Origin of the sequence: Psychrobacter sp. Pi2-1, assembly GCF_904846645.1 — a bacterium.
Taxonomy (GTDB): domain Bacteria; phylum Pseudomonadota; class Gammaproteobacteria; order Pseudomonadales; family Moraxellaceae; genus Psychrobacter.
Map to the genome: position 1 here is coordinate 26,068 of NZ_CAJHBO010000006.1, position 25,203 is coordinate 51,270.

The 25,203-nt window shown below is 41.3% G+C and carries 15 protein-coding genes and 2 tRNA genes; 15 read left to right on the forward strand and 2 right to left on the reverse strand.

Features of this window, described 5'->3' with window-relative positions; all coding sequences use genetic code 11:
• Positions 1-7: 7 nt before the first annotated feature.
• The 12 genes from JMX91_RS05075 (at position 8) to JMX91_RS05125 (ending at position 18,643) form a co-directional block, all read left to right on the forward strand.
• Positions 8-802, forward strand: a complete 795-nt coding sequence (locus JMX91_RS05075) for an ABC transporter ATP-binding protein (protein WP_057759272.1) — start codon at positions 8-10, stop codon at positions 800-802.
• A 215-nt stretch (positions 803-1,017) separates the two neighbouring features.
• On the forward strand, positions 1,018-3,339 hold the full coding sequence (locus tag JMX91_RS05080; protein WP_201547988.1) for an FdhF/YdeP family oxidoreductase: 2,322 nt from the start codon (positions 1,018-1,020) through the stop codon (positions 3,337-3,339).
• 94 nt (positions 3,340-3,433) lie between these two features.
• On the forward strand, positions 3,434-4,516 hold the full coding sequence (gene fdhD, locus JMX91_RS05085; protein WP_227679284.1) for a formate dehydrogenase accessory sulfurtransferase FdhD: 1,083 nt from the start codon (positions 3,434-3,436) through the stop codon (positions 4,514-4,516).
• A 783-nt stretch (positions 4,517-5,299) separates the two neighbouring features.
• Positions 5,300-6,949 carry a sodium:solute symporter family protein gene (locus tag JMX91_RS05090; protein WP_320157586.1) on the forward strand — a complete coding sequence of 550 codons (1,650 nt, stop codon included), beginning with the start codon at positions 5,300-5,302 and terminating at the stop codon, positions 6,947-6,949.
• Positions 6,950-7,033: 84 nt separating this feature from the next.
• Positions 7,034-7,168, forward strand: coding sequence for a putative transporter small subunit (locus JMX91_RS13305; protein WP_219621825.1), 135 nt, complete (start codon positions 7,034-7,036; stop codon positions 7,166-7,168).
• A 181-nt stretch (positions 7,169-7,349) separates the two neighbouring features.
• A tRNA-Cys gene (locus tag JMX91_RS05095) sits at positions 7,350-7,423 on the forward strand.
• 124 nt (positions 7,424-7,547) lie between these two features.
• Positions 7,548-7,634, forward strand: a tRNA-Leu gene (locus tag JMX91_RS05100).
• Positions 7,635-7,797: 163 nt separating this feature from the next.
• Complete coding sequence (locus JMX91_RS05105; protein ID WP_201547990.1) at positions 7,798-9,159, forward strand: tyrosine-type recombinase/integrase; 1,362 nt, start codon at positions 7,798-7,800, stop codon at positions 9,157-9,159.
• Between the two features lie 154 nt (positions 9,160-9,313).
• On the forward strand, positions 9,314-12,640 hold the full coding sequence (locus JMX91_RS05110) for a helicase-related protein (RefSeq protein ID WP_201547991.1): 3,327 nt from the start codon (positions 9,314-9,316) through the stop codon (positions 12,638-12,640).
• Complete coding sequence (locus tag JMX91_RS05115; protein ID WP_201547992.1) at positions 12,637-13,431, forward strand: DUF4391 domain-containing protein; 795 nt, start codon at positions 12,637-12,639, stop codon at positions 13,429-13,431. The genes JMX91_RS05110 and JMX91_RS05115 overlap by 4 nt, the downstream gene beginning before the upstream one ends.
• Positions 13,432-13,487: 56 nt before the next feature.
• Positions 13,488-15,383, forward strand: a complete 1,896-nt coding sequence (locus tag JMX91_RS05120) for a site-specific DNA-methyltransferase (RefSeq protein ID WP_227679285.1) — start codon at positions 13,488-13,490, stop codon at positions 15,381-15,383.
• 11 nt (positions 15,384-15,394) lie between these two features.
• Positions 15,395-18,643, forward strand: a complete 3,249-nt coding sequence (locus JMX91_RS05125) for a type III restriction-modification system endonuclease (protein WP_201547993.1) — start codon at positions 15,395-15,397, stop codon at positions 18,641-18,643.
• 144 nt (positions 18,644-18,787) lie between these two features.
• Here JMX91_RS05125 and JMX91_RS05130 read toward each other — a convergent pair whose 3' ends face one another.
• The gene (locus tag JMX91_RS05130) at positions 18,788-19,852 is read right to left on the reverse strand and encodes a hypothetical protein (RefSeq protein ID WP_201547994.1); all 1,065 of its coding nucleotides are present in this window, start codon (positions 19,850-19,852) and stop codon (positions 18,788-18,790) included.
• A 111-nt stretch (positions 19,853-19,963) separates the two neighbouring features.
• Here JMX91_RS05130 and JMX91_RS05135 point away from each other — a divergent pair, with 111 nt between their 5' ends.
• Both JMX91_RS05135 and JMX91_RS05140 read left to right on the forward strand, forming a co-directional pair.
• On the forward strand, positions 19,964-20,851 hold the full coding sequence (locus JMX91_RS05135) for a competence protein CoiA family protein (protein WP_201547995.1): 888 nt from the start codon (positions 19,964-19,966) through the stop codon (positions 20,849-20,851).
• Between the two features lie 50 nt (positions 20,852-20,901).
• On the forward strand, positions 20,902-21,420 hold the full coding sequence (locus tag JMX91_RS05140) for a Holliday junction resolvase-like protein (protein WP_413786775.1): 519 nt from the start codon (positions 20,902-20,904) through the stop codon (positions 21,418-21,420).
• 524 nt (positions 21,421-21,944) lie between these two features.
• On the opposite strand, the gene JMX91_RS05145 is transcribed toward JMX91_RS05140, so the two are convergent.
• Positions 21,945-23,999: an alkyl/aryl-sulfatase gene (locus tag JMX91_RS05145; RefSeq protein ID WP_201547997.1), complete on the reverse strand. Its 2,055-nt coding sequence runs from the start codon at positions 23,997-23,999 to the stop codon at positions 21,945-21,947.
• A 115-nt stretch (positions 24,000-24,114) separates the two neighbouring features.
• Here JMX91_RS05145 and JMX91_RS05150 point away from each other — a divergent pair, with 115 nt between their 5' ends.
• Positions 24,115-25,200 carry a helix-turn-helix transcriptional regulator gene (locus JMX91_RS05150; RefSeq protein WP_201547998.1) on the forward strand — a complete coding sequence of 362 codons (1,086 nt, stop codon included), beginning with the start codon at positions 24,115-24,117 and terminating at the stop codon, positions 25,198-25,200.
• Positions 25,201-25,203 lie beyond the last annotated feature (3 nt).

Sequence of the window (25,203 nt, forward strand, 5' to 3'; positions counted from 1 at the left end):
AACGATTATGATGCAAGCCACCGATTTACGGTTGACCTTTAACCCAGGCACGCCCATCGAAAACCCTGCCCTACGTGGTATCAGCTTAAACATTGCTGACGGTGAATTTGTCACTGTCATTGGTACCAATGGCGCAGGTAAATCTACTTTTTTGAACGCGGTAAGCGGTACGACGCGCGTCGATAGTGGCTCAATCTTGCTAAATGGCATTGATGTGACTAAGAAATCCGCTCATCAACGTGCGCATTGGGTTGCTCGCGTCTTTCAAGATCCGATGGCCGGTACTTGTGAAGCGCTAACGATTGAAGAAAATATGGCTTTGGCCTACAAACGCGGCGGTAATCGCGGTCTGAAATTTGCATTGAACCAGAACAACCGTGATTTGTTTCGAGAAAAACTATCCGTTTTAAAATTAGGTCTAGAAAATCGTCTAACCGATCGTATGGGTCTACTCTCTGGTGGTCAACGTCAGGCAGTAAGTCTTCTAATGGCATCATTGCAGCCTTCTAAGATTTTGCTGCTTGATGAGCATACTGCAGCTCTCGATCCTAAGACTGCGGCATTTGTCTTAGAATTGACTGATAAGATTGTCACGGACAATAAGCTAACCACGATGATGGTTACCCACTCAATGCAACAAGCGTTGGCACATGGTACACGCACCGTTATGCTGCATCAGGGTCAAGTCGTGTTGGATGTGGCTGGTGACATTCGTAAAGGTATGACCGTACATGATCTACTCGATATGTTCGAGCAAACACGTGGCGAAAAAGTTGAAGATGACAGCCTGATTTTAAGCTAAGTTTTTGAGCTAATGCTGTCCATGAGTTACGACTTATAAATTTGTACCTGTCGGATATAACCATTTCCGACAACCTCAAAAACCTTCAAGAGAATTGATTTTTCTTGGAGGTTTTTTGTTATCTATAGTTAATGATCATATGAACTTTTCACTGACCATTATATAGTTGTCGTCTATCAAAGCTTCGCTGTTGTCATCTATCTATGAGGTCTTTCATGCGCAAAATTCCTATTTACTCCCATCCTGCTGCTGGTTGGCCTGCGCTGATCTCATCTACTCAAAAGCTAATGGACTATAAGACATTTTTGCGTGGCGGTATAAGTGTATTTAAAAGCAATCAACCTCAAGGTGGATTTGATTGCCCAGGCTGTGCTTGGCCTGACCATAAGTCACACAAAGCCATCGATGTCTGCGAGAACGGTATTAAAGTCATTGCCAGTGAGACTATGACCCATAAAGCAGATGCCGAGTTTTTTGCAAGACATACCGTTACTGAGCTACAGGGATGGACTGGTTACGAGCTTGAACATAGTGGCCGTTTATCAGAGCCGATGTATTATGATGCCGCGCAAGATCGCTATGTCCCTATCCCTTGGGAAGCCGCTTATAGCTTAATCGCTGAGCAGTTAGGACAGCTAGATTCACCGGATGAGGCATTATTTTATACATCAGGCCGTGTGACTAACGAGCCCGCCTTCTTATTTCAATTGTTCGTACGCTGCTTTGGTACCAATAATTTGCCTGATTGCTCAAATATGTGTCACGAGCCAACCTCAGTAATGCTAAGCAGACAGCTAGGTATTGGTAAAGCGACCGTGATGTTAGAAGATTTCGAGCAAGCCAAGCTGATATTAATGTTTGGGCAAAACCCAGCGACTAACCATCCACGTATGTTAGAGATGCTCGCCCATGCGCATGAGCAAGGCTGTCGAATTATTTCAATCAACCCCATGCGTGAACAAGGCCTAAGCAAATTTAGAAATCCACAAAAACCAACTCATATGGCAGCCGGTCAAAGTGATGACATGATCGATGAGGTCATTCAGATTCAAATCGGTGGGGATGCCGCATTATTGACAGGCATTGCCAAATGGCTGATCGAAAACGATAAAATCAATCATGACTTTATTACCACTCATACTTCAGGATTTGAACCTCTAAAACAGTGGCTAACAGAGCAATCATGGACAGATATCACACTTGGCTGCGGTATTTCTCAGACAGATATTATTAATCTCGCTACGCTCGTGGCTGATAGTCCAGCAACGATTTGCACTTGGGGCATGGGCATTACTCAGCACGTACAGGGTGATGACAATGTCGCGATGATTACCAACTTGCTCCTGCTGATGGGCATGATTGGTATCGATGGCGCCGGTGCATCTCCAGTACGTGGACACTCCAACGTACAGGGCGATCGCACTATGGGTATCCATGAACGCCCTAGCAAAAGCTTACTAGACGGTTTAGAGCATGTATTTGAGCATCCTATGCCGCAAGAGCATGGCTATGATGTTGTCACTGGTGCTAAGGCTCTTATAGCTGGTAAATTAAAAGTCTTTATGGGTATGGGTGGTAACTACGCAGTGGCTGCCCCTGATACCAGCGCCATTGAGCAAGCCTTAACCACTACTCAGCTTAATATATTTGTAGGTACCAAGCTTAATGAGACTATGCTATACCCCGGTGCTAACAATTTGATCCTGCCCTGCCTAGGTCGTACCGAACGTATTGTCACCACAAAGGGTGAGCAGTTTGCCACTATCGAAGACTCTATGTGTCAGATCGTACCCACTCAAGGTAAGCTCAAACCTGTTAGTGATACTCTAAAATCTGAAGCGCAAATCGTAGCGGATATCGCGACCCATGTACTCGGCGCTGACTCGTCTATTCCTTGGCTGGCGATGAGTGAGGATTTCGATATTATTCGAGACTATATCGCTCAAGCCATTAATGGATTTGAAGACTTTAATCAGCGTATACGTATCTCTGAGCGTGGCTTTCATTTGTATCATGCGGCACGTCATCGTGTATGGAATACCGAAAGCGGCAAAGCCCAGTTTGAAGTACCACAATATCCGATTACTTTTGTCGCTGCACAAATGGCAGCTGCAAACGATATCGATGATATTGAAAATACAGCGCAAAAGGTTTGGCAATTGACCAGTGTCCGCAGCCATGACCAATTCAACACTATGATTTTCGGGTTTAAAGACCGCTATCGTCAAACGGATCGCCGTGATGTGCTATTCATGCATCCAGATGAAATAAGTCGTTTAGGTTGGCAAAAAGGTGACCGTGTTATGGTCACTCGCCAGCGTGCCAAAAACAGCCTAGAGCAACCACGCGTATTAGGCACACTGGTATTGAGCGAGATGGATATTGCCTCTAACGCTGTTGCCGCTTACTATCCCGAGTGCAATGATCTCTTTGATTTGGAGACATATGCGCCAGATTCTCATATCCCAGCGTACAAATCGACGACCGTCGTTTTAGAGCGCGTAGAGGCAAATACATCGATAGCTACGCCTGCGTAAATCATCCTGCGAAGAGCCAATGCAAATGACATTTTCATTAGCTCTCGCTTCAAATGACCATAAGCACACTCATATTTCTAGGCCATGATAAATCGTGATAACCATTGAAGATAACGCTCAGCAAAGTGAGATTTCTATTGAACCCGCTATGATAGATAATTCAACTAGCACTAAGATAGTTACACCTGAATTGCCTAACGATGATAGGGTGTCAGAGACACCACTTGCTCGTAGCCACTTAGCACAAAAACATCATTACCCATCAATTAGTAGCGGCCCTAATCATGACTCTCATCTTCAAATCGAATCTCAGACCACCAGCTTAGCAGTCGAAGCTGTGGTCTCTATCATCATTAATGGGATTCATTATGCTGTGCTGATGGCCAGTCCACATCAGCTAGAGTATTTGGCTGTTGGTTTTTTATTTAGCGAAGGCTTAATTCAATACAGTCACGAGTTACTCGACTGGGAAGTGACTCACCTTGCAGATGTCGCTAGCTATCAGCAGTTTGCTCAAGATTCGAATGATGAAAGCCTTGACTCAGTATCAATTGAGCAAAGCTTAGAACAATTTCAAGATTACGATATCTATGTCGTGGAACTAGTATTAAGCCAACGCTGCCATCAACGTATCCAAGCACAAAAACGGCAGCTCGCAGGGCGCACAGGCTGCGGTATGTGCGGTATTACTGGATTAACACAAGCTTTGCCTGATTTAAGTGCTTACTCTCAAAGCAGTCTACAGTCCGACCATAATCAACCGACAAGCAACGATAGTGCTAAGACGACTGTTCCAAGTCTTGACTACCTACTGGCACTGCGTCAACAAGTGGATACCGCGCAGCATACACATCAGCTGACAGGTGCGGTACATGCCGCAGCAACGATACATAATCAGCAGCTGTGTTTATTTGAGGATGTAGGCCGCCATAATGCACTTGATAAACTTATCGGTTGGCAATTACGCCAAAAAGCAGACGTTAGCTGTGTGCTCATGACTTCGCGTCTCTCTATTGAGCTGGTTCAAAAGTCTATTCGAAGTCAAATCCCGTGGCTAGTTGGCATGTCAGCACCTACCAGTACAGCAGTGCGCGTGGCGAAGCGTTATGGCCTTGGATTGGCTGGATTTTTACGTGATAACCGAGTCACTTACTACACCAAACAAGATAATATATAAAAATTCACTTCTACTTGTTCATTGAAAGCACCCGTCTATCGCCCATCATCTATTTCTTTCTAATGAAAGTTTCAGTTACTTACTCATGGTTATAATTTAGCTCATATTGATATATCACTCGATGCTACTCATAATAAAGCCCTATCTTTCAATACTTTATTAAACATATTATTAAATCTCTTTAAATAAATACTTATATGTTACCTTCAGTCATTGTCTGGTAAATATCGGATAATGTTTGAGGTTGGTGACATAATAGGTTACTCTTACCGCGCAAATATGTTACAGGTACTTAACAAATATGTAGTTTTACTTATTAATGCCGCTTGGTAATACATCAATCGCAATAGATAAGTAGAGACTTCCTACCTATTGCTTGTTACAGCTGATAAGGCTGTCTAAATCGAGTTCGGGTCATGCCATCATGGCTTAGTGCTTATTCGTAATTCCGCTATAGACACTCATCACATGAGTTTTCTTTAGCATGTAGCTACCTTTGTGTATGCCTATTAATAGCGTAATGGTTTACCCATTAACTGACGTCTATTGAGAGTAGTCCCTGTCTTTTTGATTTGACACTATTTGTCTCATCAAGATTTGGGCGTGACACTTAGCATTTGCTTACCACTACAGTTGGTATTTTCGCTATTTATATTAGCCACATATGTTCGGTATGAGGGCTGTGTAGGCTGTGCTGTATTCCTAATGGTTTGGTATCTTTCATTTTACTGAACTTTATTCATCAACTAACAATTGCGAGGTCTGAGTTTGAAAACTGAGTCATTGTTCCAATTTTCATCATTAACGATTATTTTATTATTATTAGCATTTTATGGCGGCACCTATTTACTGTCCTTATTAATCAAAAAAGATAAAGAAACAACTTCTGGGTTTATGGTCGCAGGTCACGGTGTTGGCTTTGGTATGGGTGCAGCCAGCATGACCGCCACTTGGATTTGGGCAGCCTCATTTTACGCTGCGGCCACCTCTGGCTATAAGTACGGCGTATCAGGGCCGATACATTATGGCTTTTGGGGTGCATTGATGATTTTATTCATCTACCCTTTTGGTATGCGCTTTCGTGAATTGGCACCAGATGGCCATACACTAGGTGAACTGATTCATGCCCGCCACGGTTCATCAAGCCAATTAATCTTAGCCATATCCAATATTATGGGCAGTTTAATTAGCTTGATGGTCAACTTTACCGCTGCTGGGGCATTGGTGTCAGTCCTGTCGCCATTATCGTTCCAAACAGGGGTAATGATCGCAGGTATCGGTGTCCTGAGTTATACATTGACATCAGGGTTTCGAGCATCTGTCTTTACGGATTTCGCCCAGTTGGTCGCTCTAATGGCCATTGGCATTGTCATTATTCCCGCCGTGTTATTTGGCATGGGTGGCCCTGAGGTTATGGTCAGCGGGCTGTCGAACCTGACGTTAGAGCAGCAGAACTTTTTCTCCTCTGAGGCATTCTTTCAACAAGGTGCGCCTTACTTCGTCGCTGTATTAGCATATGCTATCGGTAATCAAACCATCACTCAGCGCCTATTTGCGATTGATAAAACTAAGATTAAAGCGACGTTTATCACTGCTACAGTCGGCTATGCTGGTATCGTTATTGGTCTTGGAATGATTGGACTAATGGCTGTGACGATTGGCGTGGAGCCACTCGATGGCAATATGAATAACCTCATTCCTCAAATGGTCAGTACTTATCTGCATCCTGTCTTTATCGCCTTATTCTTTATCTTAGTGATTGGGTCGTTGTCCTCGACCGCTGACTCAGATTTATCAGCGCTATCAACCATTATGATGGCGGATGTCTACGGTAAAAATATCGCCAAAAAAGGCCATGTTAAACCTAAAACAATGATGCTAATTGGTCGCGGCACGATGATTGTTGCGACAGCAGCTGGACTAATTTTTGCGAGCTTTAAGCTCGATATTCTCGTCATGCTAGTATTTGTTGGTGCACTATGGGGGGCTATTGTCTTCCCTGTTATCGCCAGTGTGTTTTGGAGTCGCGTCACCAACACTGCCTTTACCTCAGCAGTTATCGTCGGACTACTCTTATTTTGCGTTGCCCGTTTCGAATTACTCCCAATCACTGGTGTCACTGCCCTATTCTTTGAAATACTGGCTAGTGTCGGTGCAGCCGTCGTTATTGGTCTAATGGTCTTTGGGTTCTTAGGTCGTAAGATTGGCATGGTCGCCGCAGTTATCACGCTAGTGCTGATGCTTATCTTCGCTACTGGCTTCTTACGTCAATATATGGTCCTGCTAGCCTCTCTAACAGCTTACGGCGCTAGTACCGTCGTCTGTGTGATTATCAGCCTGATGGGAGACGAACACTTCGACTTCGACTTAATTAAGCAGCGTGTGGGCAATTACGATAAAAAGTCGGAAATCCCATCGTCACTTAAATCTTAAATCAAAGTCGCTTTATCCAAGTGCCGATTGGCCAGAAGTATTTGGCTAATCGCTACTTACTTAGCGATATTATAAGGAGATATCATGGACAACGTTTTTATCTACGGCTTATATATCTTAATTTGGCCCGCCATTACTCTTGGCGTACTCGTATTAATTTGCACGGCCACTTATCGTGATGTGAAAAGTGCCAAACGTAACAATAAAGATATTGTTTAGCGCACTATATTTTAAACCATCATCATTAAACACTGGTTTACTAATAGTTTGAAAAAGCCTATTAACAGTATAAACGCTTCTAAATTGGGGCTAAATATAGATAAGATAATAAATAAGCTGTTTTTAATGAAAAAAGGACTTGTAATTTACTATATTTTTGCTAATATAGGCGACCTTGATTGGCTGGATGGCAGAGTGGTCATGCAGCGGACTGCAACTCCGTTAACGCCGGTTCGATTCCGACTCCAGCCTCCAATTATTTATTAACTTTACGTTAATTTTGGCTTGCATTATTATCACAACCGATTATAATAGCGACCAATTATCTAGTAACTAGATGGTCTATCAGCTAGTTTACATTTTAGATAAAACAAGTTTTGCCCGGGTGGTGAAATTGGTAGACACAAGGGATTTAAAATCCCTCGCTAGCAATAGCGTGCCGGTTCAAGTCCGGCTCCGGGTACCATTATATAGTTCTATGCTATCTCATAGAGTAGACAAAGCCCCTGATATCAGGGGCTTTGCTGTATCTGACGTCTTATACTGTCCTGTCTTATCTAGCCCAATCCGTGCATATAATGTACACTGTGATGTACACTGGTTTCTAAATGTACATTGAGGGTGTCGTCATGGAAGAGCGCAAACCTATTAGCTCCGATCGGAGTATTAGTAGCCACAAAGCTGCTGACAAAGAATACCTAGTGACTGTCAGACATCATCCAATGCTTTACCTTATGGTCAGACCAAATGGTACTAAGTCTTGGCTTTATCGCTATAAGTCCCCTACCTTATCTAAAAATAAACGTATCTCACTGGGTGTCTACCCAAGTGTGTCGTTTGCGCGCGCCTGTGAGATGTGGCGTGACTATGAAGAACTGCTTAGCCGTAATATTGACCCAAAAGACTATCGTGAAGAAGAAAAGAAAATACTGTTAAGCAATTCTAATAACAGCTTTAATCGTTTTGCTTGGGAGTATTTTGATAGCTTAGATCAAACGCAAAAGCGCAATACACTTATTCGTAAAAGAGGTCGGCTTGAGCTGATTTGTTCCTACATTGGCAATGAGCCGATTAGTGAGATCAGCTCGCCTAAAATGCTTGAAGTATTATTAGCCATCCAAGCCAACTCATTAAACAAAGCTGGCAAGCCCACAGATAAGGCTGAACGCTGCGCAGGTATCGCAAGTGACGTATTTGTCTATGCTGGCGCTCGCGGCTTCTGTACGAGCAATCCTGCGGCTCTTATTAAAAGTCAACTTGCTAAGTCAAACTACGGTCATCGTCCTGCGATCACTAAGCCTAAACAGCTTGCTAAGCTAATGCGTGACATAGAGACTATAGAAGGTGATCCAAACACCATAAATTCCCTTAGGCTATTAGCATTACTGTTTGTGCGTAATGGTGATCTAAGGCGTATGCGTTGGGCTGATTTGGATTTGGATGTTGGCAGGTGGACATTAAAGCCGCTAAAGGGACAAGGCAAAGTAAACATGGTCAAGGATATGGTCGTGCCCCTACCTCGCCAAGCCGTAGCTATCTTACGAGAACAGCAAAAAATCAATGGCCATACTCCATATGTGTTTTTTAGCCAGACGGCAAAAAAGCATCAGATTATCTCTGATGCAACGGCGAATAAGCGATTAAAAGATTTAGGCTATAAAGACATTCACTGCGCCCACGGCTTTAGAGCGACAGCAAAGACCATCCTACAAGAGCAGCTAAAATATCCGCTTGTGCTTGTTGAGATGGCATTAGGTCATACGACTAAAGATCCCAATGGAACCGCCTATGGGCGGTTTGAATACATCGATGATCGTAGCGAGATGATGCAAAACTGGGCGGACTATTTAGACGCATTGCGAGAAGGTAGAGATACCGCTAAGTTTAGAGCCGATGCAAAAGACGACGCTAATTCTAGCTCCCAGCTGCAAGCGTTAATTGCTGAATTGGGAGAGGATCAGGTGTTAGCCCTATTGAAGAATAAGGCTTAAGCACCTGACTTTTAAATAAATTGAGAAATATAATATTAGCTAAAAAGCTAATATTAGTGTTTTCTCATTCTATTAATATATAAAAATTGACATACTTACAGCATCAATAATAACTACTACCCTACTAATTCATCACCCAACTAAAAGCTGACCCATGAAACTTATAGACAACTTGAACCACAGATTCGGCGATGACATAAAAGAACATCTACATACTGGCTCCAAGCTACAGATAGCAGCCTCTTTCTTTTCTATCTATGCTTATGCGGCGCTAAAGCAAGAGCTTAAGAACATCGACGGTATGCAGTTCTTATTCACCTCGCCTACTTTTATTCCTGATGGCGTTACTGATAAATTCAAAAAAGAAAAGCGTGAATTTGTTATACCAAAGCTTGATAGAGAGGATAGTCTCTATGGTACTGAATTTGAGATTCATCTTAGAAACAAGCTAACTCAAAAAGCTATTGCTAGAGAATGTGCAGACTGGATACGTAACAAAGCTGTCTTTAAGTCCAATACTACTAATTCGCCCATGCAAGAATTTGTATGCGTTAAAGATACTTCATCATCATTTACTTATATGCCTATCCAAGGCTTTACTCCTGTTGGGCTTGGCTATGAAAAAGGGGACGCTGTCTCAAACATGGTCAATCGGTTTGATTCAGACTATGCGCTACCCTATCTCAATTTATTCAATCAAATATGGCAAGATCAGCAAAAGGTGACTGATATCACTGATGAGATCGTTCGTCATATCGAGTCAGTTTATCAAGAGAACGATCCTGAGCGTATATACTTTTTAATACTCTACAATATCTTTAAAGAGTTTCTTGAAGACTTGAATGAAGACGTCATGCCTAACGACCTGACAGGTTACCATGACACACTTATCTGGCAAAAGCTCTATAACTTTCAAACCGATGCGGCAGTCGGTATCATCAATAAGCTTGAGACCTACAATGGCTGTATCTTAGCGGATAGCGTAGGTTTAGGTAAAACCTTTACTGCCCTTGCCGTCGTTAAATATTACGAGCTACGCAATAAGAGTGTATTGGTTCTTTGCCCCAAAAAGCTTGGCGCTAACTGGACTAACTATAACGCCAATTTAACCACCAATATCTTTGCCAAAGACCGTTTCAACTACGACGTGCTCTTTCATACCGATCTTTCGAGAAATAGCGGTGAGACTTTGGGCATAGACTTAGCTAAAATCAATTGGGGCAATTACGATTTAGTGGTGATTGATGAGTCGCATAACTTTCGTAACCGAGACAACTTTAAAGACAAAAAGACTCGCTATGATCGCTTAATGGAGCAAGTCATCCAGCAAGGCGTAAAAACAAAAGTGCTGATGCTATCAGCCACTCCTGTAAACAATCGCTTTAACGATTTAAAAAACCAGCTGGCTTTAGCATATGAAGGTGATAGTAAGCATCTTGATGATAAGCTTGATACTAAACGCGATATTGAGACTATCTTTAGAAATGCACAAGCCAGTTTTAACAATTGGTCAAAATTACCCGTAGAGCATCGCACCACTAAAGCAATACTAGATATGCTCGATTTTGATTTCTTTAAGCTACTAGACAGTGTCACCATTGCACGCTCGCGCAAGCACATTCAACAATTTTATGATACAAAAGAGGTCGGTCAGTTCCCGACACGTCTAAAGCCACTATCATACCGCTGTGCGATTACAGCAGATGAGAGCGTGACCTTTAATCAGATTTATAAGGATTTAGCATCCATTAGAATGGTTGTATATGCGCCTCTCACGTATATTTTTCCTAGTGCTTTAGAAAAGTATGAAGACCTATACGACACTGAGATTGAAGGTAAAGGAAGCCTCAAACAACAAGATCGTGAAAAAAGCTTACAAGCTTTGATGACGGTTAACTTGCTCAAACGACTAGAGAGCTCTGTGTATGCTTTTCGTCTGACGTTACATAACTTAAAAGACCGCTTAGAGCAAGCGCTATCTAGTATCACTGAGTATCAAGCTCGAAAAAGTAATGATTTGCTGTCTATTGATATTGGCACAGGATATGATGAAAATGCCCATGATGAAGGACTTGATGAGCCAACCAATCCCAACGATTGGGTGGGCGGTAAGCTTAAAGTTCATCTTGATGATATGGATATACTAAGATGGCATACCGATTTAGAAGCAGATTATGCTATCGTGAGACGGCTAATCACTACTATTAGTACGGTTACACCAGAGCGTGATCATAAGCTACAACATCTTAAAGGGCATCTGATTGATAAAATCAATAATCCTATAAACTCAGGTAATCAGAAGGTGCTGATCTTCACAGCTTTTGCCGATACTGCTAATTACTTATATGAGCATATAGCGCCAGAACTATTACACGACTATAGCTTACATACTGCTAAGATAACGGGTACTGAAAATCATTCAACTATCAAAAGCATGGTAGTTAGCCGTAAGGGTTACGACATGCAAGGACTACTGACTTTATTTTCGCCTAGATCTAAACAAAAAAGCGAGATCTTTCCAGATGAGACCCGTGAGATAGACATACTTATAGCCACAGACTGTATCTCTGAAGGGCAAAACTTACAAGATTGTGATTACCTTATCAATTATGATATTCACTGGAACCCTGTGCGTATTATTCAGCGCTTCGGACGTATAGACCGCATTGGCTCTAGCAATGAGCAAATACAGTTGGTCAACTACTGGCCAGATATCAGCTTAGACGAGTACATTAATCTACGTGAACGTGTCGAGAATCGCATGATCATTGTCGATATGGCGAGCACGGGTGATGACAACGTACTGAGTGCCAAGGCTAATGATATTGCTTACCGTCATGAGCAACTCAAGCGTTTGCAAACTGAGGTTTTAGATTTAGAGGATGCCAATACAGGTGTGTCTATCACTGACTTAGGTCTCAACGATTTTCGCATGGATCTGCTTAGCTATTTGGATGCGAACCCTAACCTAAAGCGTCTGCCTAATGGCTTACACGCGGTCGTCCCTGCTGCTGACGAGTTGGGATTACCAGCTGGCGTTATCTTTGCTCTAAAATCGCGTCAAGTCTCTACAGTAGACGGTGAAAAGACCAACCAGCTCTACCCTTATTATCTCATGTATATTGATAATGACGGCAATATAATAGCTGACTATACACAAGCGAAGCATCTACTGGGTTTAGCGCGGCAAGCATGTCGTGGAAAACCCGAACCTATACTAGCAGTATGCGAGACCTTCAATCAGCGCACCGCTGACGGTCAAGATATGAGCCATTATAGTTTGCTCCTCGACTTAACCATTGAAGCGATAAAGAACGTTAAAGCGGATAAAGACATCGACAGTCTATTTAGTGGCATGACGACTACCGCTTTAAAAAACGACTTAAATGAGCTGAATGATTTTGAGCTTATTGGTTTTATCGTAGTAGAAAAGCTTACTTCATCCAACGTTCAACAAACCAGTACAACTAGCGAGTTATGATTTTATACCAATACCCTCAATCAGCTATCGTCGATAGACCTATACCTAAAAAAAAGCTCTATGAACAGGGTGCTGCTAATAGTAAGCTTAAGCAGAAGTTTATCGATGAAGTGGCAAAAATCACATGGGCGTATAAACTATCGGCTGGCACACTAAACATTCAAACTGATACTTTATTTCAAGAAGTGCAGATATTTAGGATTGTCGCACGCACCGCTGACATCGATACCAAAATCATAAAATACATTGATAAGCTCATACCGACACCCGTTATTTTTGAGGTTGTTTATAATGATAAAGTTCAGGTCGTTGCCACCTATAAACGTGTGAGCCAAGCAGATAAGTCAAAAATCGTGCTAAATAAATACTATAGCTCAGAGTGGCTCGCTGATGATCAGCGTGAGCCTCTACCCTTTGTGCTCAATCTATCTGACTTATATACTCATTTGATCGAGCAGTTGCTACCTAGTATCACTAACGATGCGTCTTTAGACCAGCTAAAGCCTCCTAGTCAAGCTATTCACCCAAAAGCCATCGACGCTAATACTCCTTCTATTGCTGTGAGTATAGTGGCAAAGGCAGAGCTAAACCCAACGGCGAGAGTCTCTACAAACGCCGCAGTGAGCATAGAAGATAAGCTCAAGCATGTGCAGCAAGTAGAGAGCTTAACCAAGCAAGTCAACCAACTGCAAAAAAAGGTCAGAAAAGAGGCTCAATTCAACCGCAAAGTTGAGCTAAATATGCGCTTGCATAAACTTAGAGATGAGCTCAATCAGCTTATCGCTGAATAACTCCTATAAATAATCATCATACTTTACTCATACTCAATAGCTTTAGGAATATCTAGATGACCAACGCTGCCCAAGCAAATCAACCTGATAACGATACTCTCGACATGCACAGCCCTAACCTAGTCGATGACAATGTCCAAAAGATCATGGCGCTGTTTCCCAACTGTATTACTGAGTCAAAAGATGAAAATGGCAATCTAAAAAAAGCAGTAGATTTTGACTTACTACGTCAAGAGCTGTCACAGTCATTGGTTGAGGGCGGGCAAGAGCGCTATCGTCTCGACTGGCCCGGTAAGCGTCAGGCGATACTAGAGGCCAACTCACCTATTGCTAAGACGCTACGTCCTGCGCGTGAGGAGAGCGTCAACTTTGATACCACTGAAAATCTATTTATCGAAGGTGATAATTTAGACGCCTTAAAGCTATTGCAAGAAAGCTATCTCGGTCAGGTCAAGATGATCTATATAGATCCACCATACAACACAGGCAATGATTTTATATATGAGGATGACTTTTCTGAAGATACAGCAGACTTCTTAGAGCGTTCAGAGCAAAAGGATGAAGAAGGCAATCGGCTGATTACTAATACTGAAAGCAATGGACGGTTCCACTCTGATTGGCTGACTATGATGTACAGTCGCCTTAAACTAGCTAGAACGTTACTAAAGGATGATGGCGTTATTTTTATTAGTATTGATGATAATGAGGTATACAACTTAAGAAAAATTTGTAATGAGGTTTTTGGTTTAAGTAATTTCTTAGCTGAAATTGTTTGGCAACATAGCGTTCAACCTAAAGGATATACTGGAAAATTCTCTATTCATCACAATTATATTTTAGTTTTTCAAAAAAGTAATAGCTTTGAATTACAACTACTAGAGCGCACGGAAGAGCACAATAAAAATTATTCAAACCCAGATAATGATCCTAATGGTAAATGGAGAGCAGGAGATGTACGAAATGCTCTATATAGACCCAACTTAATATATAACATCAAAACACCCTCTGGAAAAACTATCTCACCACCTGAAAAAGGATGGAGATGGAGTAAGGACACGTTGAACAAAAAAATAGAGACTGGAGAAGTTATTTTTAACGAAGACGAAACTAAAATAACACGTAAAATCTATTTAAATAACTTAGATGGCCGAACGCCTGAAACACTATGGTTTGGGAGGGATTGTGGCACTACAAGGAGCGCAGCAGGACAAATTAAAAGCTTATTTGAATCAAAAGCTGTGTTTGATACGCCAAAGCCCATAGAGTTACTCAGTCATATTTTTCAGATTTCGATTAAAGAGAATGACTTAGTTTTAGACTTCTTTGCAGGCTCATCTACGACTGCGCATGCGCTCATGGAACTGAACGCTCAAGATGGTGGTAACCGCAAGTTTATTATGGTTCAGCTTCCTGAGAAAACTACTGACGACTCAGTTGGAAATAAAGCAGGTTATTCTACTATCTCTGAAATATCCAAAGAACGTATCCGCCGCGCTGGTCAAAAAATCGTAGAAGAGAATCAAGATAAAGACGGTATCAACGACTTAGATATTGGCTTTCGCGTGCTAAAAATCGATGAGACCAATATGAAAAAGGTCTATTACACGCCTGATGAATACTCGCAAGCAGAGCTTGATAACCTAGAGTCGCATATCAAAGAGGACCGCACTGGCGAAGACTTGCTCTTTCAAGTCATGCTTGATTGGGGCGTGCCCTTATCTTTACCTATTGAGGTTAAAGAGATTCAAGGCAGTACCGTCTATTACGTGGGTATAGATAGCTTAGTCGCTTGTTTTGACACGATATCGACTGACTTGATCGATGAGATATCAAAGGACGAACCACTAAAATTTGTCTCAAGTGAGCTAGCGATAGCTCATGACCAAGACAAGACCAATATTAAAGCACGTTTTGCGCAGTTATCACCTGATACACAAGTGAAGTTCATCTAAGGGGCTGAATCATGGAAATTAAATTCAAAGAGCTCCAGTATCAGCTAGACGCCGTCAATGCCGTTGCAGACTGCTTTAACGGGCAACCAAAAGAGATTGCACAGCAGTACACCATTGACCAAGGCAAGCAAAAGCTACCTATTAACCCAACGGGTGAGAGCTTGTCTTTATTTAGTGACGATGAGCTGGCGAGCACTGAGCAGTCCTTATTATTCGATGAGCTGCATATCGGCTATGCCAACGCACCTATTGACGACCTATCAAAAGTATTAGATAACATCAGAAGTGTACAGGCAAGCCAAGGCTTAACTCAGTCATCTGAACTTATTACCGATGATACCTCGACCAAAGGCGGTAAAGGTCAAAACCTAACCACCAGCCCTATCAACCTAAATATTGAGATGGAAACAGGTACAGGTAAGACTTACTGCTATATCCGTTCTATGATGGAGCTAAATAAGCGCTATGGCTGGTCAAAATTTATTATCGTCGTACCTAGTATTGCGATTCGTGAAGGCGTGGCAAAAACCTTCGAGATGACCGCTGATCACTTCCAAGAGATTTATGGGAAAAAGCCGCGCTCATTTGTCTATAACTCTGACCAACTGCATGAGCTTGAAACCTTTAGTTCGGATGCTAGCGTTAACGTCATGATTATTAATATCCAAGCTTTTAACTCACGTAGTAAGAGCAATCGCCGTATCTATGATGAGCTAGATGATTTTGGTTCCCGTCGCCCTATCGACGTGATACGCCGTAACCGCCCTATCGTCATTATTGATGAGCCCCAAAAGCTAGGTTCTGAAAATGCGCTCAAGTCTTTGGCTGAATTTGATCCTTTATTTATCATGCGTTATTCGGCGACCCATAAACGCGACTACAATCTCATTTATCGCTTAGATGCACTAGATGCCTATAATCAAAAACTGGTCAAAAAGATCACCGTTAAAGGCATTGAGGTCAAAGGCTTATCAGGCGCTCATGGCTACTTATATCTACAGAATATAGAAGTGTCTTCATCCGACCCTACTGCTAGGCTTGATATCGAAGAAAAAACCAAATCAGGCGTCAAGCGCCGTATCCGCCGTGTCAACAAAGGTAGTGATCTCTACGCGCTATCCAAACAAGCTGAGCAGTATAAAGACCGTTACGTGGTCGCTGAGATTGATGCACGTGAGCAATCATTGACGTTTACTAATGGTATCAAAATTTATGTTGGTCAAGCACTCGGTCAAATCGATGAAACGCTTATGCGTACTATTCAAATACGAGAGTCCATCCGCGCCCACTTAGAAAAAGAACGAGTGCTGTTTAATCAAGGCCTCAAGGTGCTGAGCCTATTCTTTATCGATGAAGTCGCAAAATACCGTCAGTACGATGACCAAGGTAACCGTGTTGATGGTGAGTATGCGCAAATATTCGCTGAGCAATATAATCAAATCGTTGAGGATATGATAGGTCTAAATATAGACAATGACCCCTACATCGATTATCTACGTAATATTGACGTCGACCGTACTCATAATGGCTACTTCTCAGTCGATAAAAAAAGCCAGCAGATGATCGATCCCAAAACCAAAAACTTTGTTGATGAAGAGCTAGGCGGTAAAGTCAGTCTAACCGACGATATCGATGCTTACGACCTTATTTTAAAAGATAAAGAGACGCTACTCTCCTTCCCTCAGCCAAATGACTCAGAGGAGACACGCCATAAGAAAAACGTTCGCTTTATCTTCTCACATTCGGCACTAAGAGAAGGCTGGGATAATCCAAACGTGTTTGTTATATGTACCCTAAAGCATTCTGAAAACACCATCTCTCGCCGACAAGAAGTCGGACGCGGTCTACGCTTAGCGGTACGCAGTGACGGTATGCGCATGGATGCCAATCACTTATCTAAAGGTGATATTCATCTAATCAACAACCTGACTGTCGTCACTAATGAAAGCTACACCGACTTTGTGACAAACCTACAAAAAGAGCTGGCAGCAGCCTTGTCTAGCCGACCCACTAAGGCTACCAAAGACTATTTTTATAATAAAGTACTGACGTTAGAAGATGGTAGCAAACATGAAGTCAGCGAGCGTGACGCTGACATGATTATCCATTATCTTATTAAAAATGATTATATAGATTTTGATAAGCATATTACTGATAGCTATCACGAAGCGATTAATAACGATAGCTTAGCCCCTCTACCTGAAGTACTTGAGCCTTATGGTGATCAAATTATAAAATTGATCGGTGGTATATTTGATCCTAAAGCGCTTGAAGATATGACGGACAACGATAATAAGACCACACATAACCCAATCAATGAAAACAATCTCAAGAAAAAAGAGTTCTTAGCGCTATGGAACCGTATTAACCGCAAAGCAGTATTTGAGATTCAGATTGATAGTGTTAAGCTCATAAGCCAAAGTATCGCTGCTATCGAAGCGGCCGCAAAGAAAAGAAACAACAACTTTGTAGAAACGCTTAGCTATAAGCTTGCTGAGTCTACTCAGCGTGACACCATCTCTCATGAAGAGTTGCTTGATAAGCAGTCGTTTAGCAACCCTACTACTTCAACTGAGTCAGCAAATACATCTGTACGTTCACAGGTGAAATACGACTTGATAGGCTCAATCAGTGAGCAGACCGACCTTACTCGTCGTAGTATCGTGGCGATTTTGAAAAGTATCAATAATGCTATTTTTGCGCAGTTCAAGAATAATCCTGAAGCCTTTATTCGTGAAGTTGCTCGCCTAATTAACGAAGCACGAATCAGAATGGTCATCCAAGGGCTTACTTATTATACGACTGACCAGACCTACCCACTTAATGAAGTTTTTGTGTCAAATCAGAAGATCCCTAGCGACTCGTTAAAGGTTGACCGGCATGTCTTTGATTATGTTGCAACGGACTCAAGCATCGAGAAACGATTTGCTCAGGAGCTAGAAGGCGCTGTTGATGATGTAGCGGTATATGCCAAGCTGCCTGATAGATTCAAAATTCCAACACCAGTAGGCGACTACAACCCTGATTGGGCCATTGCTTTTAACGAAGGTAAAGTGCGTCATATCTACTTTGTGGCTGAAACTAAAGGATCGATGATAGATGCTGACTTGCGTGAAAAAGAAAAGTATCGCATAGAGAGCGCCAAGCGATTCTTTTATGCATTGAATTCAAAAGCTAGTGAAAGTAGCAGTCTTGAGGATCAAGCTGTAAAATACGATGTGATTGATAGCTTTGATGAGTTATTAAAACTTGTTAGATGAAAAGGCTATAACTCAGTAAACATGTAGCCACCTTGCATAGTGCTAAGGTGGCTTTTTACTAGTTTAAGGTCTATGCAGTACGGCAATAGTCTTTTTTATCAGCTCACTACCATTTATATTGCTTTACTCACAAATCTTTGAACTTTAATCTGTTAGATAATCCGGAACACCCAAAAAGCACCCCTTCATCGTCATCCGATCAAAGCTATACACATGCGCATGAGGTGATTCCTTGCAGCGTCCCACTAGCGGCTGCTTTTGATCAGGTCTACCTTGCGCCAGTATGATTGTTCCTGAGCAGATAGGACAGATAGCAGTAAATTCAGTCAATCTAGCGACGTTTAACTTTTCTTTATCTCTATACATCTCAATATCAGCATTATCAACATTCACGTTGGCAAAAAACATAGGCGCTTTAATCACGCGATGATAAGGCAGTAAATATAATGGCATGAAAAAATACCGCCAATTTAGATAAGCTACAGGAATAAGAATAGCGAATAGGAAAGCCTGCCAAAGCCCCAAGTTTGGTATTTCGTTCATTAACATGACAACAAAAACAGCGTATATAGCAATCAGTATATCTAGGAAAAAACTCAGTAGCAGCAGTAACATCAATAGAATACCTTTAAAGCTCAGCATTTTAAGCTCACCTTGCCTAAAAAACAGCTTGGTGAATAATGATGGCTTAATATCGGATGTGGCTTTACGCTCGTACGTAATAGTACTTAAGTCCTCATCCTCTTCAATATCGCTATCGGCTTTAACGGTAGCCAACTTATCTATCTGCTCTTGCTCTGACTGTTCACTATCGAAAGTTTGAATATCCATCCATAGCAAAGTCTTATTTTTCGAGCCTCCTCCTGAAGCCGATGTTACAATTATTGGCTTATACCCTAGAGTGATAAACGCTTTTTTACAGTCCGGCTGATCGTTAATAAACGCTTCCAGAGTCGCTTCTAACTTTAACGTTTTAACCGCATTTTTAGCGGTTTGACTGTCTACACTTTTTTCATCGATATTTTTCGCTTTAGCATAAATTTGCTGTCTTGATAGCTTTTCTGGCTCAAACGCTTCATCCGAATACTCAATTTTTCTTAGCTGTTCACTGACGATAATCTTTAAATACGTATCCCAAAGCGTATCACGGGGATAATTCATCAGCTGATCATGCAGTTCATTGAATACTACTAGGTGATTGTTTTCCATATAAATGTACCGATTAAACCCCTATTAATACCCCTATAGCAGCCTGTTTTAAAACTAAATTTTATCACATAGTTACCTCACTCCTAACCAACTAATAAAAGGATGGTAACTATGTCTATGTCAATCGCTGTTAATGAGCAAAAGCAAATCGTCAATGTTAAGCAAGTCGAGCGAGGGCTGGCTTGTATGTGTTTTTGCTTTGAGTGCGGTGAACCTGTGGTGGCTCGTAAAGGTGAAAAAAATGAGCATCATTTCTCGCATCTAAGTAATAAAGAAAGCTGTGCGATTCACCCTGAAAGTATCCTACACAAGTTTGCCAAGCAAGTCATTATGGATGAGAATTATTTAACGCTACCAGCATTGCCTGATGAACAAAATGATGACTACAAAACTTGGCAGTTTGATCATCTGGTCGCAGAACAAGCTATCGGCTCTATACGACCTGATCTAGTTGCGACTATTGATGACGAGATAATGTTTATCGAAGTGGCAGTAACGTCATTTATCGATGCCGATAAAACTGCATTTATTAGGCAGCTTGGTATTAAGACGATAGAGATCGACTTGCGTGAGATTATTAAACAGAATATGGAACTGCCGAGTACTGAAGCGAAAGACTACATTTTAGACTGCGTAAGTAATAAGCAATGGATATTCCCTAAACCAAGTACTACAACAGCGTCTACTCTATCAGTTGAACCTACTGATAACTGTCAAAAGACCACTGAAGAAGATAGCAATGAAAGCTTTGATAAGGGGTATAGCACTTATCGCTTTACGATCAAGCACAGCTGGGTAGATGTGAGGGTATTTAATTCAGGCATGGTGTCGGTGAAATGCGTGACCTATAACCACGATGCCATCGAAATACTAAAGCAGTGGCGTAACGAAGGCGGCGGCAAGTATAACCAAAAATACAAATCATGGAATTACTTTAAACCGTTTTCAGATACTGTCTTGAAACGACTGCAAGAAATGGATATGACCCCTACTGCTTAAATATGATTCTGTTTGATAACACGGAGAATAAAACTATGACACTCACCACTATGCTGCTAATTATAATCTTACTAATGATGGCACTGCTCGTATGGACTATGCAGCGAATACAATTTCAAAATAAGGCTCTGCTACAGAGTGAACGAGATGTTGCGCAAATTAGGAACGATATGCTTGAAAGAGAAGCAGGCTTTCAACAGCAATTAGCAAAAGAAATTAAAGAGGCACAAAAGCGTTCCAACAATATGCAGCGCAATGTGCTAAAAGGTCAAATTGGCGAACAGTTCACGCCCTTTATTACTGACTTTCCTTACAACCCTTCAGACTGCCGATTCATGGGTGAACCGATTGACTACATCATCTTCCAAAATTTGCATGAATGCGCCGATGGCAACGTGCCTATCGAGGACGTGCATCTCATTATTGCAGAAGTTAAAACAGGGAATGCTAGGCTAAACCAACGGCAGAAGATTATTAAACAAGTAATCGAAAATGGGCAGGTTAGCTTTAAAGAGCTTAGGATAAAACACTGTGAAGATACGCGTTCAGGTAAGCGTATAAATCAGTAAAACTATACGTTTTGACTCTTATGTAATTTGCTAGCATTTTTCAATGCAGATGGTAATTAATAGGACTTATTAATAGAAAAGACTTTTTACTTAATCTCTAGAGACAAGATTAAAACATTGATTTATATAGTTTTTTTATTTTAAAATAGTCTATAAATAGTCTTTTTATTGAAAAGACTATTTATAATCCTATCGATTATAAATGCAAACTCGCAATATTATTTATAACAGATTTGTTTTAAACAGCCATGATCACACTACTAGCGATTAGCACCTGGCCACCTAAAACCTTCATCCAACTGCCTATTAACTCTATGAGTGAAGTCAAGACTGATTGAAGCAGCAAAACAACCAGCAGCAAGTGCAAAGGATAACAATACTACTTCTAGATAATAAAATAAGTCCCCTTCCTACTAGAACCGTCATGTCAGGAATGGTTTGACAACTAGTAGCTAAATTACCTACGGGTATCAAAGGCTACTAGAACCGTTATCACTTTAACGAATATTAGAAATCCGAGAGCTTTAGGCCTCTGGCAGTACTATACCGAAAGATGTCGGCGGTTTCTCAAATAGACTTAAGAACCTCACTAAATCTATCTTGCTCCCATCAATAGTCAACTCATCAGACAATAGTATTTTTTTAACCCCTGCTTCACCGATTAACATATCAATAAACAAAGGATGAGTAAGACTGAGCGTAGCATTGACTTCATGTTGTAATGGAATCTTGTTATCTAATAACCGATGATGTAGAACCGAATTCTCTACCCATAATAAATAGCTTTCATTCAAATCAGTAAAATTAATCTTGATACGCCAGTCTTTATCAGTAGCGTTCTCAGATTTTAGACGAACTGCTAGGGTATCAAAGAAATTCGATACGGGTGTTTGCAAGAAAACACCTTTCATAGAAGCCATGTCAATACCTGTATTAGGAGTGCCTTGACGAAGCTCTAGCGCTGCTGTCAAATAAACATCGCGCCAAGGTCCCGACTCTGCTTGATAGCCAAGCTGATCGTAACTGCTAGCTAGTAGTTTTCGGGCAGCCGTATTATTGGGTTCAGCAAATACCAAATGGTTCAATAATTCAGCACTCCATCGATAATCTCCTTTATCAAATGCAGTCTGCGATTGTGCTAGCATCTTTTCACTACCAATCATCGCTACATAAGCACTCGCTCGCTGCAAGTCAGGCAACGGATCTAAATGCGCAGGATTGGCATCATACCAGCCAAGATAGTTCTGATAGACAGCGCGTGCATTATGTTTGACCGTGCCATAATATTCACGATTAGAGAATACTTTGGCTAAACTCGGTGGTAACTTTATATCTTCTGCAATCTCACCAGGCGTCATACCCTTATTCATTCGACGTACGCTTTGGTCATGAATGAATTTATACGTATCGCGCTGCTGGGTCAAAAAGGTTTGGATTTTTTCTTGACCCCACATAGGCCAATGATGACTAGCAAAGTAAATATCAGCGTCGGCAAATAAGTTACGCGCCTCTTCAATGTAACTGCTCCATTTCATCGCATCACGAACTTTCGCACCTCGTAAAGTATAGAGGTTATGCATATTGCGTGAGACTAGCTCAGCTCCGCCAAAAGCCTTGTATTTAGGCAGATAAAAAGTCAGCTCCGCTGGTGCTTCTGATTCTGGGGTATATTGAAAATTAAAATCTACTCCGTCTACTTTTAGGTTCGTAGGTGTAGCATTAACGAGTTGGGTAGGCTTAGTAATACTAAATTGACCAAAGGCTGGACCTTTACCTAAACCTGTATCGACATGACCGTACTCATCACGTGCTAAATCTTTACCGTACATATAAACGGCACGACGACTCATCGCGGTACCAGCAAGAATGTTTTCACTGGTCGCTTCTTCCATAAATCCACCAGGAGCAATCACTGGAATGTTCTGTTTGGCAATCTCTTCTTGACTGATAATACCTAATATCCCACCGAAGTGGTCAATATGACTATGGGTAAAAATAATAGCGCTAATGTTAGTCGTATTTGGATAACGCTTAGCCAGATGCTTCATGGCAAAATCAAAAGCGTACTTTGCCGTTTCTTTTGAAGTCATCGTATCGACTACAATCCAGCCACCATCTCCTTTGATAAGGGTCATATTGGACAAATCGAAACCACGCAACTGGTAAATACCGGGAGTCACTTCGAACAGTCCCTGAATATTGTTAAGCTTAGCCTGTCGCCATAGACTAGGATTAACGGTGTCAGGAGCGTCGCCCTTTATAAAATTATAAGCAGACATATCCCAAACGTTCTTGGTAGCATCAGATGAAGATGCTATTTGCATACCGTCTATACTAGCAATTAGGCCACGACGCGCATCTTCGAAATCCTGTTGATCTGCTATATTAAGCTCATTAGCGACTTGATGGTTTGCTTCTATTGTACTGGCCGTTGCAGCGCGTTCGCCGTCATTAACGGCTATTTTAGTTGTTGATGAGTCATTACAGGCTACTAGCAGCATACTACTACAAAGTAGTAGCAGTTGACTTGATCTCAAAACATTAGAACGAATCCTAGTTAAGGAGATGGGGTTTACCATTACAAATTCCTTTTTTTTAGTAAACTTCATTAGTTTAAATTTTAATGACACAATGGTTCAAAGTTTGGACAATATTTTCTCTATTAGTTAAGCGCATAGATAAACAAGAATGAATATGGAAGACAAAAAATTTACTGTTCATAAAAGTATGGTGCTTTCTAATCGAAAGGCGCTAGCTTTATACTTATTTAAGATTAATCGTGCTGATGACATTCCTAAAATCATGGCATTATCAGTAGATTTAGATACTTTTATAGGTGATCGTGTTCCCTTGGAGATTGTCACCCGTGAAATTGATTTAGCCGTACAGCTCCTTCAAGAAGAGTACATAGGGCTAAAAATAATGGAACTCACTGATGTAAAAGCACTACCTTTGTATAAAGGTATAAAACTTTGCATTAATCCTTTACTAAAAGCTGAACTAGAGATTCCATTTATTGTGCTTTGCCGTCTGGTTAGCCGTTACTTCAAAGTTATTACCGAGTCCATACAAGTTACTTTAGTGATAGAAAAAAGCTTATTACGGTTAGACTTTAATCCAAGTATGCCAGAGCTAGCTAATAACCATCAAATTGATGGTGTCATACTCGCTGTACATAAAATATTAGCCGAATTCAGTGCTCTACAGCCTGTAAGACTTACTATCGCGCATCGGAACTCAACACACGGCAGTGAGCTCTATAAAAAACTTTTAGGCATCCCAGCTGAGCTTGCTAGCAAAAAAAATAGTTTATATTATCCATTAATGAAAAATTATAGCTCTCAATCAAATTTGAACTTATCGGCAGGTGCTGACATATCAATTGAAAGTAGCTTTTTCATTGGGCCGTTGCACTATATGCTTGATAAAGAGTTTCCTGATTTGAGCTACGCTGAGCGCTGCCAACATATCTTGATGACTATCATAGGACTTAGTGAAGCAACCCGTGAGACTGTAGCGCAAGTCCTAAATATGAGCGTCAGTAGCTTGCAAAGACGGTTACGTGAAGAGGAAACCTCGTTTCAAAAAGTACTACTACATACGAAAAAAGTGATGGCTGATAAATTCTTAGTGGAGCAGAATCTCTCCGCTACTGATGTGGCTTTTCTACTAGGCTATCAGTCGCACAGTCAATTTTTCCAAGCTTTTAAACGCTGGTATTCAATGACCCCGATAGCTTATCAAAAGTTGCACCAGGGTCACAATAAGTCAGATTATTGAAAT

Bases quoted from the DNA above. Each gene is read 5' to 3' on its own strand.
- JMX91_RS05110 (WP_201547991.1), top strand. From the start codon at position 9,314: ATGAAACTTATAGACAACTTGAACCACAGATTCGGCGATGACATAAAA.
- JMX91_RS13305 (WP_219621825.1), top strand. From the start codon at position 7,034: ATGGACAACGTTTTTATCTACGGCTTATATATCTTAATTTGGCCCGCC.
- JMX91_RS05145 (WP_201547997.1), bottom strand. From the start codon at position 23,999: ATGGTAAACCCCATCTCCTTAACTAGGATTCGTTCTAATGTTTTGAGA.
- JMX91_RS05125 (WP_201547993.1), top strand. From the start codon at position 15,395: ATGGAAATTAAATTCAAAGAGCTCCAGTATCAGCTAGACGCCGTCAAT.
- JMX91_RS05140 (WP_413786775.1), top strand. From the start codon at position 20,902: ATGCTGCTAATTATAATCTTACTAATGATGGCACTGCTCGTATGGACT.
- JMX91_RS05130 (WP_201547994.1), bottom strand. From the start codon at position 19,852: ATGGAAAACAATCACCTAGTAGTATTCAATGAACTGCATGATCAGCTG.
- JMX91_RS05135 (WP_201547995.1), top strand. From the start codon at position 19,964: ATGTCTATGTCAATCGCTGTTAATGAGCAAAAGCAAATCGTCAATGTT.
- JMX91_RS05075 (WP_057759272.1), top strand. From the start codon at position 8: ATGATGCAAGCCACCGATTTACGGTTGACCTTTAACCCAGGCACGCCC.
- JMX91_RS05105 (WP_201547990.1), top strand. From the start codon at position 7,798: ATGGAAGAGCGCAAACCTATTAGCTCCGATCGGAGTATTAGTAGCCAC.
- JMX91_RS05115 (WP_201547992.1), top strand. From the start codon at position 12,637: ATGATTTTATACCAATACCCTCAATCAGCTATCGTCGATAGACCTATA.
- JMX91_RS05120 (WP_227679285.1), top strand. From the start codon at position 13,488: ATGACCAACGCTGCCCAAGCAAATCAACCTGATAACGATACTCTCGAC.
- JMX91_RS05150 (WP_201547998.1), top strand. From the start codon at position 24,115: ATGGAAGACAAAAAATTTACTGTTCATAAAAGTATGGTGCTTTCTAAT.
- JMX91_RS05080 (WP_201547988.1), top strand. From the start codon at position 1,018: ATGCGCAAAATTCCTATTTACTCCCATCCTGCTGCTGGTTGGCCTGCG.